This window comes from Photobacterium sp. WH77, assembly GCF_022014395.1.
Classification (GTDB): domain Bacteria; phylum Pseudomonadota; class Gammaproteobacteria; order Enterobacterales; family Vibrionaceae; genus Photobacterium; species Photobacterium arenosum.
In genome coordinates, this window is record NZ_JAKLTE010000002.1 from 148,725 (window position 1) to 162,562 (window position 13,838).

12 protein-coding genes are annotated in these 13,838 nt (G+C 50.7%); 8 read left to right on the forward strand and 4 right to left on the reverse strand.

Annotated features, from left to right (window positions below):
* Positions 1-187 precede the first annotated feature (187 nt).
* Positions 188-2,227: a methionine--tRNA ligase gene (metG, locus tag L6J37_RS03095; protein WP_237794098.1), complete on the reverse strand. Its 2,040-nt coding sequence runs from the start codon at positions 2,225-2,227 to the stop codon at positions 188-190.
* Positions 2,228-2,390: 163 nt separating this feature from the next.
* On the opposite strand from metG, the gene apbC reads away from it, so the two are divergent.
* The 5 genes from apbC to L6J37_RS03120 all read left to right on the forward strand — a co-directional run bounded on the left by apbC (position 2,391) and on the right by L6J37_RS03120 (position 8,705).
* The gene (apbC, locus tag L6J37_RS03100) at positions 2,391-3,479 is read left to right on the forward strand and encodes an iron-sulfur cluster carrier protein ApbC (RefSeq protein ID WP_237794099.1); all 1,089 of its coding nucleotides are present in this window, start codon (positions 2,391-2,393) and stop codon (positions 3,477-3,479) included.
* A gap of 213 nt (positions 3,480-3,692) precedes the next feature.
* Positions 3,693-4,337: a uridine kinase gene (gene udk / locus L6J37_RS03105; RefSeq protein WP_192015181.1), complete on the forward strand. Its 645-nt coding sequence runs from the start codon at positions 3,693-3,695 to the stop codon at positions 4,335-4,337.
* Positions 4,338-4,521: 184 nt separating this feature from the next.
* The gene (gene dcd / locus L6J37_RS03110; protein ID WP_192015182.1) at positions 4,522-5,118 is read left to right on the forward strand and encodes a dCTP deaminase; all 597 of its coding nucleotides are present in this window, start codon (positions 4,522-4,524) and stop codon (positions 5,116-5,118) included.
* Positions 5,119-5,285: 167 nt separating this feature from the next.
* Positions 5,286-7,505, forward strand: coding sequence for an AsmA family protein (locus L6J37_RS03115; protein ID WP_237794100.1), 2,220 nt, complete (start codon positions 5,286-5,288; stop codon positions 7,503-7,505).
* A gap of 153 nt (positions 7,506-7,658) precedes the next feature.
* The gene (locus L6J37_RS03120; RefSeq protein ID WP_237794101.1) at positions 7,659-8,705 is read left to right on the forward strand and encodes a metal-dependent hydrolase; all 1,047 of its coding nucleotides are present in this window, start codon (positions 7,659-7,661) and stop codon (positions 8,703-8,705) included.
* Here the strand turns inward: L6J37_RS03120 and cobO are convergent, their stop codons facing one another.
* Positions 8,706-9,311, reverse strand: a complete 606-nt coding sequence (gene cobO, locus L6J37_RS03125; protein WP_218382966.1) for a cob(I)yrinic acid a,c-diamide adenosyltransferase — start codon at positions 9,309-9,311, stop codon at positions 8,706-8,708.
* A 186-nt stretch (positions 9,312-9,497) separates the two neighbouring features.
* Here cobO and L6J37_RS03130 point away from each other — a divergent pair, with 186 nt between their 5' ends.
* On the forward strand, positions 9,498-9,956 hold the full coding sequence (locus L6J37_RS03130) for a glycine zipper 2TM domain-containing protein (RefSeq protein ID WP_192015186.1): 459 nt from the start codon (positions 9,498-9,500) through the stop codon (positions 9,954-9,956).
* Positions 9,957-10,077: 121 nt separating this feature from the next.
* Here L6J37_RS03130 and L6J37_RS03135 read toward each other — a convergent pair whose 3' ends face one another.
* On the reverse strand, positions 10,078-10,635 hold the full coding sequence (locus L6J37_RS03135; RefSeq protein ID WP_192015187.1) for an NADPH-dependent FMN reductase: 558 nt from the start codon (positions 10,633-10,635) through the stop codon (positions 10,078-10,080).
* A gap of 172 nt (positions 10,636-10,807) precedes the next feature.
* Complete coding sequence (locus tag L6J37_RS03140) at positions 10,808-11,140, reverse strand: YnfA family protein (RefSeq protein ID WP_192015188.1); 333 nt, start codon at positions 11,138-11,140, stop codon at positions 10,808-10,810.
* A 287-nt stretch (positions 11,141-11,427) separates the two neighbouring features.
* Here L6J37_RS03140 and L6J37_RS03145 point away from each other — a divergent pair, with 287 nt between their 5' ends.
* Complete coding sequence (locus tag L6J37_RS03145; protein WP_237794103.1) at positions 11,428-12,918, forward strand: SulP family inorganic anion transporter; 1,491 nt, start codon at positions 11,428-11,430, stop codon at positions 12,916-12,918.
* A 9-nt stretch (positions 12,919-12,927) separates the two neighbouring features.
* Positions 12,928-13,779 carry a universal stress protein gene (locus tag L6J37_RS03150; RefSeq protein WP_237794105.1) on the forward strand — a complete coding sequence of 284 codons (852 nt, stop codon included), beginning with the start codon at positions 12,928-12,930 and terminating at the stop codon, positions 13,777-13,779.
* The last annotated feature ends 59 nt before the right edge of the window (positions 13,780-13,838 follow it).

The window sequence follows — 13,838 nt, forward strand, 5'->3', positions numbered from 1 at the left end:
GGTTATATCGTCTGCTCTTTGCGATTTTGATGAAATCAAAAGCTGAGTGTGTAGGCTGTAGGTGCTGCTGAGAAGTGCATGATTGCGAGAGAGTCGCCGGCGGGTGAACGTGCGGAACAAGGGGAAATAAGGATAAAAAAAAAGGAGCGACTGCTCCTTTTTTCAGGTGTTTTTCTGTGAATCCGCTTTACATTACACGCATGCCAGGCTGGGCACCTTCATGAGGTTCCAGCAGCCATAGCTCTTTGCCGCCAGGACCGGCAGCCAGGATCATGCCTTCTGACATACCAAACTTCATTTTACGCGGTTTGAGGTTAGCCACGACAACCGTTAGCTTGCCGACCAGATCTTCCGGGTTATAGGCTGACTTAATGCCAGAGAAAACCTGACGGGTTTCGCCGCCGATATCGAGCTGGAATTTCAGTAGTTTGTCCGCTTTTGGCACAGACTCACAACTGATGATTTTTGCAATACGCAGATCCACTTTTGCAAAGTCATCGAACTCGATTTCATCCGCGATTGGTTCATCAACCAATGGACCCGCGGCGGGCTGGGTTGTTGCGGCTTTTTCAGCGGCAGCATCTTCTTTAGACGCCTCAACCATAGCTTCAATGTGTTTGCTGTCGATTCGGCTGAACAGGGCTTTGAACTTGGCAATCTCATGGCCTGTCAGTGGCTGTGCAATACCATCCCAGGTCAGGGTTTCATTGAGGAATCCTTCAACGCGCTCTGTCAGTTTTGGCATCACAGGTTTGAGGTAAGTCATCAGCACGCGGAACAGGTTAATACCGACAGAGCAGATTGACTGCAGTTCAGCATCTTTGCCTTCTTCTTTCGCTACAACCCAAGGTGCTTTCTCATCGACGTACTGGTTAGCTTTGTCAGCCAGGGCAGTAATTTCGCGGATGGCACGACCAAATTCACGGTTCTCATATAACTCGGCAATACGGTCAGACGCCGCCACGAATTCCTGGTACAGCGCCGGTTCTGCGAAGGTGTCGGCCAGTTTGCCATCGAAGCGTTTGGTAATGAAACCTGCGTTACGGGAAGCCAGGTTGACAATCTTGTTCACGACATCGCTGTTGACGCGTTGTGAGAAGTCTTCCAGATTCAGGTCGAGATCATCAATACGGTTGTTCAGTTTGGCGGCGTAGTAGTATCGCAGGCACTCAGGATCCAAATGTTCCAGATAAGTGCTGGCTTTGACAAATGTCCCCTTAGACTTGGACATTTTGGCACCGTTGACTGTGACATAGCCGTGAACAAAGACATTGCTCGGTTTGCGCAGACCGGCACCGTCCAGCATGGCTGGCCAGAACAGGCTGTGGAAATACACTATGTCTTTACCGATGAAATGGTAAAGCTCAGTGGAGCTGTCTTTGTTCCAGAACTCATCAAAGTTCAGATCGTCACGCTTGTCACACAGGTTTTTGAATGAACCCATGTAACCGATAGGCGCGTCCAGCCAGACATAAAAATACTTGCCGGTTTCGCCCGGGATTTCAAAGCCGAAGTATGGCGCATCACGGGAAATATCCCATTGCTGCAGTCCGCCATCGAACCATTCCTGCATTTTATTGGATGTTTCTTCCTGCAGTGCGCCGGACTTGGTCCACGCTTTTAACATGCTTTCAAACTGAGGCAGGTCAAAGAAGAAGTGCACTGAATCTTTCATTACAGGCGTGGCGCCAGAAACTGCAGATTTCGGGTTGATCAGATCCGTCGGGCTGTAAGTTTCACCACAGTTGTCACAGTTATCACCGTACTGATCGTCTGCTTTACATTTCGGGCAGGTGCCTTTGACAAAACGGTCCGGCAGAAACATTTCTTTCTCTGGATCGAACAGCTGAGAAATAGTGCGGCTGGTAATAAAACCGTTTTTCTTGAGTTCGTTATAGATGAAAGAAGACAGCTCGCGGTTCTCTTCAGAGTGCGTGCTGTGGTAGTTATCAAAGCTGATATCGAAGCCAGCAAAATCCGCCTGGTGCTCTTTGCTCACTTCGTCAATCATTTGCTCAGGCTCCATCCCCATCTGTTGGGCCTTAAGCATAATTGGCGTACCGTGCGCGTCGTCTGCACAGATGAAATGAACTTCGTTGCCGCGAAGGCGCTGATAGCGCACCCAGATATCCGCCTGGATATGCTCAAGCATGTGGCCAAGGTGGATAGAACCGTTAGCGTACGGCAGGGCGCAGGTCACCAGAATTTTTCTTGGGTTTGCAGCCATATTTCTCTATTCGCTCATGATGGGTAAAAAAGATAATAAGCCTTGAATAGTACCCCAAGGCAGGCCTGATTCATAGCCGAAATCACTGACAATTAGAGCGGTTTCAGACGCAAAGTGATAGGATAAAAACAGCGTATTACAACGAACAAAGCAGGTCTTTCTCATGGTGAATAATCCTAACAGTCCTTTTGCCGATAAAGCGGCATTGTGTGACTGGTTAAATCAGTTTACACATCCCTGGCTGGTACATGAGTGGGCGGATACTCCCGGTCTCGTCCACTGGCAAGGTGATCAGGCGGTGATCATCACGCTGCCTTTTGCCGCTTCGTCTGTGGCCGATGCCTTGACAGACTGGATTGCTGATCAGCAGGCTCAGCAGATTGCCACAGATCTGAACGTCAGTGTCAAAGTGCGGGTTACGCCGTTGGCCGCCAATGACAAGCCGCTATTGAAAGGCGTTAAGAATCTGCTGGTCGTCAGTTCGGCCAAAGGCGGCGTAGGCAAGTCGACGACAGCCGTGAATCTTGCGCTGGGATTACAGGCGCTGGGCGCCCGGGTCGGGCTGCTGGATGCCGATATCTATGGGCCATCTGTGCCTATGATGCTGGGCGCGGCAGATGAAAAACCGTCCTCACCGGACGGAAAAATGATGGCTCCGGTGGTGGCGCATGGCCTGTATACCAATTCTGTCGGCTACCTGGTGCCGGCCGATAATGCGACTGTGTGGCGCGGCCCGATGGCATCGAAAGCTCTGTCGCAGATCATGAATGAAACTCTGTGGCCGGAGCTGGACTATCTGGTGGTGGACATGCCGCCCGGCACGGGAGATATCCAGCTGACCATGGCGCAGCAAATGCCGGTCACCGGGGCTGTGGTGATCACCACCCCGCAGGATCTGGCCCTGGCTGATGCCATTAAGGGAGTAAATATGTTCAGTAAAGTGCATGTGCCCGTACTCGGCGTGGTGGAAAACATGAGCTATCACATATGCAGCGCCTGCGGTCACCATGAGGCGATTTTTGGTGCCGGAGGGGCGGAGAGAATGGCGCGGGACTACGCGATTCCTTTGCTGGCTCAGGTGCCACTGCATATTCAGATTCGTCAGGATATTGACCAAGGCACACCGACAGTGGCGTCATCACCTGACAGTGAGCAGGCTCAGGCTTATATAGAGTTAGCCGGGCGCGTAGCCAGCCGACTCTATTGGCATGGGCAACCTGTGGCAGAACAGATCAGTATTAAAACTCTATAATTGCAGTCAATGTAACTGTTCCAGCCTTGTTTGCCGTTGCATTTGCATAATGTTTTGAGCGCAAGATCGCATTTGCTCTGGTATCCAAGGCGTCAACTCCTTATAATCGTGCGGTTTAATTTTTACCTGCAGTATAGTGCTGTGCCGCTGAGTAGGGCCGGTTACTGAATTTGGGTAATAACCCGCTAGATATTCTTACAGGTGCTTTCTGATATGTCTGAACATTCACACCAATGCGTAATTATCGGGATTGCAGGCGCGTCTGCTTCCGGTAAAAGTTTGATTGCCAGAACGGTTTACAACGAACTTAGAGAAAAAGTTGGCGATCAACAGATCGGTGTTATTACGGAAGATTGTTACTATAACGATCAAAGTCACCTGAGTATGGATGAACGGGTAAAGACCAATTATGACCATCCCAATGCCCTTGACCATGATTTGCTTTGTGAGCACCTCGAAACCCTAATGCGTGGTGAAGCGGTGGAAGTGCCGCAGTATAGCTACAGCGAGCACACTCGCATGACGGAAACCACCTCGCTGACTCCAAAGAAGGTGATCATTCTGGAAGGTATCCTGCTGCTGACGGATCCCCGTTTACGTGACCTGATGCATGCAACTGTGTTCATGGATACCCCGCTGGATATCTGCCTGCTTCGCCGTTTGCAGCGCGATGTGGCAGAACGCGGCCGGACAATGTCATCGGTACTGCAGCAATATCAGAAAACCGTCCGCCCTATGTTTATGCAGTTCATTGAACCGTCGAAACAATATGCCGATATTATTGTGCCACGAGGCGGCAAGAACCGAATTGCTATCGATGTGTTAAAAGCGCATATTGCCCGCTTGCTTAAAGCGTAAGGTATGGCAAAGGCTGGCTCAGGTCAGCCTTTTTTGTCTCCTGAATTCGGTGTTGTAATAAAAGGCGTGACAACATGTCACGCAAGCGGCTGCAAAGATAGACCTGCTGCGAACAGGTCGTTATAGTGGCGGCAAACATTTCCGATAGTATTTATGATTTTTTGCCCTGGAGATAACCCGCAACATGAGACTTTGTGACAAGGACATCAAGGCCTATCTTGATGAAGGTAAGATCAGTATTGAGCCGCGCCCGTCAAATGATGTGATTAGCGGTCTGACAATCGATGTCACCTTAGGTAATAATTTCCGTATTTTTACTGACCACGGTGCGCCGTTTATCGATCTCTCCGGCAAAAAAGAAGATGTTGCGGCACAGCTCGAAAAAGTCATGAGTGATGAGATTGAAGTCGCCGATGGCGATGCCTTTTTCCTGCATCCGGGACAACTGGCGCTGGCGGTGACTCATGAATCTGTCACCTTACCGGATAACATTGTCGGCTGGCTGGACGGACGCTCTTCGCTGGCCCGTTTGGGTTTGATGGTACACGTCACAGCGCACCGTATCGACCCGGGCTGGGCTGGCAGGATTGTGCTGGAATTTTATAACAGTGGCCGGCTGCCGCTGGCACTGCGTCCGCACATGCCCATTGGTGCTCTGAGTTTTGAGGTGCTGTCAGGTTCTGCTGAGAAACCTTACAACAAGCGCGCCAATGCGAAATATCATAATCAGCAGGGTGCGGTTGCCAGCCGAATCAATGAAGACGAGAAGAAACATCGCTGATTTTTGTCAGAAGCGCATTAAATTGTAGTCAGAATGATAAGGTCACCTTAACGGTGGCCTTATTTTTTGCTTTAATAAATCAGGTATTTTGACATTTTTTGTTGGCATTTTTAGTGTGTCACAGGTCAATAAATGTTGTTCAACATGGCACACATTCCGAGGACAGAATGAAAAAAATTCTCTATGTACTGCTGGCGATCGTGCTGGTTGTGGTGGTGGCGATTGGCGTTCTGGTGACGCTGGTCGACCCGAACCAATTTAAGCCTTTGATTGCGGAACAGGTGAAAAAGGCCACGGGCCGTGATCTGGTTATTGAAGGCGATATCGGCTGGCGTTTTTTCCCGAGCGTGGGCTTTGCGATAGGCCGGACCGAGTTTCGTAATCCGGCAGGTTTTGATGAAGCTAACCTGGTTCAGTTCAACGAAGCGGGTGTGTCTGTGTCTGTACTGCCGTTGCTGTCCAACCGGCTGGAAATTGGTCAGGTCACGCTCAAAGATGCCCGTGTGTTTATTCAGACGCGCAAAGATGGCGTCAGTAATCTGGATGGCTTAGGTGGCGATAAAACGACCACAGACAGGGCGTCTGACTCCCGGGAAACTGAGGCACAGCCGACAGCGTCAGGTGAGGGTGAAGTGGTGGCCGAAGGCGAAACAGCAACCGGTGAGAAATGGGTGATCAGTCTGGCAGGCATAGCGCTTGAAAATGCCAGTGTCAGCCTGCGGGACGATCAGGCAGGTACTGTCACTGCGCTGGACTCGCTGAACATGAATTTGAGCCAATTTGCACCGGGTGAATGGGCGGATCTGAATTTTGATCTGGCGGGTCAAAACGGTGCGATGCGCTTCTCTGCCCAGGGCAAAACCAGCCTGCAGTTGGCGGAAAATCTGGATAACGCGGCGCTGAAAAACACCGAGCTCTCCGCCAGCATGACAGAAGCCGGCACTCAGCTGGATAATGTCACGGTGAAACTGGATGCCTTTAATTTGGGCGAGTGGAGTAACGTGACACTGTCAGCCAAAGGGCAGATCCCTGATCTTGCCTTTAATGCTGAGGGTAAAACCCGGATTAGGGTCAGCCAGGATAAGGCGAACATTTCGCTGCAGGCGCTGGATCTGAAATCAGATCTCGAAGGTGCCGCTCTGCCCCGGCCGACGATGAAAGTGGCCATGTCTGGCGATGCTGAATACGATCTCAAAGCCGCTATGGCGACCCTGAGCGGATTGACAGTGAAGGCGGATGAACTGGCGTTGAACGGCGACGCCTCTTTCAAACAGGCCGATATTCCGGTGATCCGTATTGCGCTCAGCAGTGAGGAGATCAATGTCGACAACTGGACCGGTGGCGACGCAGAGGCTGCAGCCAGTGAGGAGGCCAAACCGTCAGACACCTCAGGCACGGCTTCAGCACCGGCTGGCGATGCACCTGTCAGCGAACAGGAGCCTGATCTGTCGGTCTTGAAACAGCTCGATGTTGACGGCACTGTGAAGGTTAAGCGCTTTGTGGCGGCCAACGCCAGGCTGAGCAATGTTGATCTGGCGATAGCGGTTAAAAATGGCGTGTTTACTCTCAACAAATTCGCGGCAGATCTGTATGACGGGACAATATCCGCCACAGCCAGACTGGATGCGAACGGTTCATTGCCGGTGTACCAGATCAGCAATACCATTCAGGGTGTACAGGTGCAGCCTTTACTGGTCGATGTTGCCGAGAATGATATTCTGGCTGGCACGGGTAACATTGATGTCGAAGTGGCAGGCAAAGGCCTGGCAGAGTCGCGGCTCAAGAAGAAGCTGGATGGAACAATCGCCATCAATTTTGCCGATGGTGCGGTTAACGGGATCAATATTCCCAAGATGATCCGTGAAGCCAAGGCCAAACTGAAAGGCCAGTCTGATACTGTACAGGACGAGCCGAAAAAGACAGATTTCTCTGCGCTGACGGCGACCTTCATACTGAAGGACGGTAAAGCGGCGACCAATAATATGCATCTGGCTTCGCCTCTGCTGCGTGTCGATGGCAAAGGGAATACGGATCTGACCGAGCAGTCACTGGCGTTTCAGATTGACACCTCTGTGGTGGCCACCAGTAAAGGACAGGGCGGTAAATCGGTAGACGAAGTCGCGGATATCACAGTGCCGCTTGATATTACCGGGACCTGGCAGGCGCCAGATTATGCCATCAACTTTAAAGAGCTGGTGAAGCGGAACAGCGAGCTGGATAAGCGGGCGAAAGAACTGGAAGCAAAAGCCAAAAAAGAAGCCGACAGACTGGAAGAAAAGGCCAACAAGGAAGTGCAACGCGGTCTGGATAAATTGCTGGGCGACAAAGCCGGTGACGATAAAGTCAAAGAAGCTACGGATAAGTTGCTGAAAGGACTGTTTAACTAACGCGCAGTTTGCGTCAAACCAATGAGATCAGGGCCAGTCGGGTAAACCGCTGGCCTTTTTAGTGCCTGCCGCTATTTTGTTACTGATAATGTAGTTGGGCTATCTCTGACTGAGCGGTTTGGTACAATCAGCAAAAAACCATGGAGAGTGACCTTGGATTCAGTTACACAGGCGGCGTTGGGCGCTGCTGTTGCCGGCATGATAGCTGGCCGAAAAGCCTCACCCAAAGTGCTGGTGGCCGGTGCCATGCTGGGAACCTTGCCGGATCTGGATGTGTTGATCGATTATGGCGATCCTGTATCGGATATGGTGAAGCATCGCGGCTTCAGCCACTCTCTTTTTGTGCTGTTTCCGCTTTCGTTGTTACTGGCGTGGTGCTGGCACCGATGGCGGCCAGCCAGCTCATTCAGTTTCTTGCGGTTGTGGGGCTTGGTGGCGGCCTGCCTGATCACCCATCCCATTCTGGATGCCTTTACCGCTTACGGTACTCAGCTTTTGTGGCCTTTACCTGTCAGCGTGGCGGTGTCCAGTATCTTCATTATTGATCCGCTTTATACCCTGCCGCTGTTAGTGACGTTGCTGGCCGCGCTGCTGTGGCGTGATCGTATTGCCAGCCTGTGCAAAGCCGGTGTTATCCTGTCCAGTCTGTACCTGTTATGGTCAGTAGTGGCGATGCACATGATTGAGCAGAGAGTAGAAAATCAGGTGGCAGGCACGCCACTGGAAGGCAAGCCGGTTTTTGTTTCGCCAACGCCTTTTAATACCGTGTTATGGCGAATTGTGGTGTTAGGCGAGGATAGCTACTGGGAAGGGTTGTCGTCACTGCTGGATGGATCAGACACTGTAGACTTTCTTGAGAAAGCCCGTGGTCACTGGCCTCTGACCGACAAGCCTTCAACATTGCAGGCGCTTGAACGTTTTACCCGTCAGTTCATTCGCTATGAAGATAACGGCAGCCAGATCATCGCCACAGATCTGCGTCTGGGCATGGTGGATTATCTGCCGTTCCGGTTTGTGTTTGCCAGCCGGGAGAACCATGAAGACTGGCAATTCCCGCTGCCAGTGCAATTGAGCAGTCCAGCGGTGCGGATAAAACATTTACCTTCTTTGTGGCTGCGCCTGTTGGGCAGTCAGGATATTGATGCAGACCTCTGCCATGCGTCTGAGGCCTGTCATCATTCGGCGCTGCCGTCGTCCTGATTACCAGTCTACGCCTTTGCGGGCTTTAATACCGCTCTCAAAGGCGTGTTTGATGTTGCGAACTTCTGAAACGGTATCGGCCATGTCAGTCAGGCGACGGTGAGCCGCGCGGCCTGTTACCACCACGGATTGCTCCGGTGGGCGCTGCGCGATAGTGTCCAGCACCTCATCGATATCCAGATAGCCGTAAGTCAGCATGTAAGTCAGCTCGTCGAGCAATACCACGTCATAGCTGGCGTCTGTCAGCATTTTTTTGCATTCAGTCCAGGTGGTCTGCGCCGCGAGTGTATCGGCTTCTTTGTCTTGCGTGTCCCAGGTAAATCCTGTGCCCATGACAGCGAAAGTGACGTCGTGTTGTTCTAGCAGGTTCCGCTCGCCATTGTCCCAGGTGCCTTTGATAAACTGACCGACACCACATTTCTGACCATGACCGACCGCGCGGGCAATAGTGCCGAAACCAGAGGTGGATTTACCTTTACCGTTACCGGTAATGACCAGCAGGATGCCTTTTTCTGTCTGAGCTGCAGCCACTCGGGCATCGACTTCTTCTTTGACTTTTTGCTGCCGGGTTTTGTAACGATCCTGTTTATTGTGTTCGTCTGCCATAACTGCCTCTTTAAGTTGGCGTTCCTGCGGAATAGAAAAGAGATGATTGTGTTCGAGCAGAGCACAAGACGCAAGTGGGATTGGCGGTTTAATGACAACCTGAATCTCTCATTCCTTAGCCAATGGAGGAAAATAGGGATTGCTATACTTTTAGCGTGAACCCTAGCAGGTAAGGAAGGTGATGTTGTGAAATTCGTCCTTTTCGTCTTTTTCATTGTGTCGCTGGCAGTGAGTGGCTGTGCAAGAAACCCTTACGGTGATTCTTATGGCCGATCTCAGGCACAGCAGATCCAGCAAGTGAAATACGGCACTATTGTTCAGATTGATCCTGTGACCTTAGAAGGTGAGCAGAATGTGGTTGGCACCATAGCCGGTGCAGCTGTGGGCGGGATATTGGGCTCGAAAATCGGTGGCGGCAGCGGCTCAGACATTGCTGCCATCGGGGGTGGTTTGCTGGGTGGTTATGCCGGGAGTAAAGCCTCACAGAATCTGTCGGAAAGTAACGGTGTGAATCTGACGATTAAACTCGACTCAGGCGAAACCATAGCCATCGTCCAGGCTGTTGATCCTAATATGCTTTTTCGGGTGGGGCAGAAAGTCCGGATTAATGTCACCGGCAGAACTGCACGGGTAGTGCCTCAGTAGTCCATTCTTTAGCGCTGAGGCTTCACCGATAAATAGTCCTGTGGTTTAGCTTGCACGGGTAGAATTGGACAGGCCACTATCTTGTGGCCTGTCTGATGTTTCGGATGAGTCTGGCCAGTATTTATACCCTCGCGACAAGCTCGGTCATTCTTTGCAATTCTGTCAGCAAACCCGTGAGACCTTTTTTCATTGCGTCATTGGCTTCCAGCACGCCTTGGTCATTAATGTATTGGTTATAAAAGGCAATAGGCACGGAAGCAGACAGGGTAAGCGTACCGACGCCAGACAGCAGCAGCCGTAATGCCTGAGTTGAACGTAGCCCGCCGGACACCCCGCCATAACTGACAATACCGGTTGGCTTTCCAGCCCATTCTTTGGCCAGAAATTGAATGGCGTTGACTAATGCGGCAGGGGGAAAGTAGTCGTACTCCGGGGTCACAAAGAGAATGGTATCCGCAGCAGTGACGGCCTGGCTCCATTGCTTAGTATGAGCTTGGGTATATTTTTGCTGGGCAGGGTGATCAGGTTCGTCCAGTAAGGGCAAGTTCACTGTTTTCAGATCAGCAAATGCCACTTCAAACTGTCCTGCAGTTTCTGCTTCTTGTACTACCCACTCAGCAACTGGTAAGCCACCACGGTTAGGCCGGGTACTGCCGAAGATGATTAATAATTTTTTCATACTTTTTCCTTGAATACTGACACAGGCTAATAACGTCAATGTTCAAGTGTAGTGGTGATTCGCCGTGAATGACGAAGGGCAAAGCACTATTTGATGTCGTTGCAGTGCGATTTGAGGTAAGACTGGCAGTAAAGACTGACAGATATGCATCAGCCTTACCGGATGAAAATATCTATGTATGCCTTGGTGCAAACATGATGATACACATGCCCGTAATGGCGACAGACGCACCGAGCAAATCCCAAAACGTAGGGCGGATGCCATCAACCAACCATAGCCAGAATATGGCAGCGAAGATATAAACCCCGCCGTAGGCAGCGTATACCCGGCCGGACGCTGTGGGGTGCAAAGACAAAAGCCAGGCGAACAGCGCCAAGCAAATAGCAGCAGGGAACAACAGCCAAATGGATTTGCCTTCCCTCAACCATAAATAGGGAAGGTAGCAGCCAAGTATTTCTGCCAGTGCGGTGAATAAAAACAGCATCAGGGTTTTCAGTTCTGTCATGGGGCGTATTTTCAGTGTGTGGGTTTTCAGGCGCTATTTAACCATAATGGCTTCACTTCAGGGGGATTTACTGAAGCAGCAGATATTTTTCATTCGGTTTACTCAGGTTGCGCCTGATCCCGAACAGATTGGATAAAAAGGCATTTTTATTGACTAGGTCGAAAGGAGTGAATAGGATCACACTTTTTACACGCCATGGAGAGACAGATGTCAATTACGCCGCCTTAGCCGACAACCCACCCCTAATCTTTCTAACCTCTTGTTTACACAAATTTTTGAGAAATTTTATGATAGAAACGATAAAGCGCGATTGGTTATCCAATGTGCGTGGTGATGTATTGTCTGGGCTTGTAGTTGCACTGGCTCTTATTCCAGAAGCGATTGCTTTTTCCATTATTGCCGGCGTTGACCCGAAAGTCGGCCTGTATGCCTCATTCAGTATCGCGGTAATTATTGCGTTTACCGGAGGCCGTCCTGGCATGATTTCAGCGGCAACCGGTGCCATGGCGCTGCTGATGGTGACTCTGGTCAAAGAGCATGGTTTGCAGTATCTGCTGGCAGCCACAGTATTAACCGGTATCTTGCAAATCGCGGCCGGGTATCTGAAGTTGGGTGATTTAATGCGATTTGTTTCCCGTTCGGTCGTCACGGGATTTGTTAACGCATTAGCCATTTTGATCTTTATGGCCCAGTTACCTGAACTGACTGATGTAACCTGGCACGTTTATGCTCTGACGGCGGCCGGTTTGGGTATTATCTACCTGTTCCCTTATTTGCCTTATGTCGGCAAAGTTCTTCCATCGCCACTGGTGTGTATTCTTGTTATTACTGCAGTCACATTGACCTTTGGCATTGATATTCGCACTGTTGGCGACATGGGGCAATTGCCTGATACATTGCCTGTTTTCCTGTGGCCGGATGTTCCGCTGAACCTGGAAACCTTGCTGATTATCCTGCCTTATTCTGTTGGCCTGGCAGTTGTCGGTTTGCTGGAGTCCATGATGACAGCCACAATTGTGGATGATCTCACTGACACCAGCAGTGACAAAAACCGTGAGTGTAAAGGTCAGGGGGTTGCAAATATTGCCACGGGCTTCCTGGGCGGTATGGCTGGTTGTGCCATGATTGGTCAGTCGATTATCAACATCAAGTCCGGTGGTCGGGGCAGATTATCAACTTTTATCGCGGGTTTGTTCCTGCTGATTATGGTGGTTTTTCTCAGCGACTGGATCAAGCAGATCCCAATGGCAGCGCTGGTTGCTGTCATGATTATGGTGTCTATTGGTACTTTCTCCTGGTCTTCGATTAAAGATCTGAAATCACACCCGCTGTCTACCAATATTGTGATGGTCACCACCGTTGCTGTGGTCGTGGCAACACATAACCTCGCTATTGGTGTGTTTGTCGGTGTTCTGCTGGCAGCCTTGTTCTTTGCCAACAAGATCGGCCACTTTATGGTGGTGAAGAGTGATCTGGAACAAAATGGCGAAGCAAGAACTTATCGTGTTGTAGGACAAGTCTTTTTTGCCTCTTCAGATCAATTTTTAGCCTCTTTTGACTACAAGGAAGTGCTGGAGCGTGTCACTATTGATCTGTCATCGGCTCACTTCTGGGATATCACAGCCGTCTCATCGCTGGATAAAGTGGTCATTAAGTTCCGCCGCGAAGGTACTCAGGTGGATCTCATTGGCATGAATGAAGCAACAGCGACCATAGTTGATAAATTTGGTGTTCATGACAAGCCGGAAGAAGTTGAAAAACTGATGGGCGGCCATTAAGGAGATATCATGACGCAATATATTACCGCATGTATAGACGGCCAGCATTACTCGAAAGCCGTGGTGGACCTGGCAGCCTGGACAGCCAGGCGTTTGGATACGCCGCTAAAACTGCTGCACGTGCTGGATAAAGACAGGTATCAGGCTGATTCTCAGCTGTCCGGAACAATTGGTCTGGGCAGCCGTGAAGCGTTACTGAAAGAGCTCAGCGAGCTGGATGAAAAACGCTCCAAACTGGAAATACAGCACAGCAAAGCTTTGCTCAATGATCTGGAATCTCTGGTCACTGATACTGGCGTCCCTGCTGTGGTGAAACAGCAACTGCATGGGCATCTTGTCGAGACGTTACTGGAACTGGAACCGGAAATTCGGGTACTGGTGCTGGGTAAATCCGGCGAGTTACATCAGCAGGATGCCAAGGCGATTGGCTCGCAGCTGGAAAGTGTGGTGCGGGCATTTTCGACCCACACTCTGATTGCTAACGGCGATTTCAGTGAACCGGCTGAGTATCTGCTGGCGTTTGATGGCAGCGAAACCAGCCAGAAGCTGGTGCAGAAGGCCATTGATACACCATTACTCAAGGGGATGGCGTGCCACTTAGTGATGGTGGAAGATGCTGACAACAAACGCGACGCCTTTGAGTCTGCGGCCGGGACCCTGAGCAACGCAGGTATTAACGTTACTAAAGTGTGCCTGACGGGATCAGTAGGCAGTGCAATTTTGCAATATCAGCAGGAAAAATCGATTGGCATGATAGTGATGGGGGCTTATGGTCACTCTAAGCTGCGCCAGTTCTTTGTCGGCAGTAATACCACCCGGCTTCTGGTGGATGCCACTGTTCCTATGCTGTTAATCCGATAACGCAAAGAACATCAGAGACTCAGACAAAAAGGGAGCGATTTCGCTCCCTTTTTTGTCGC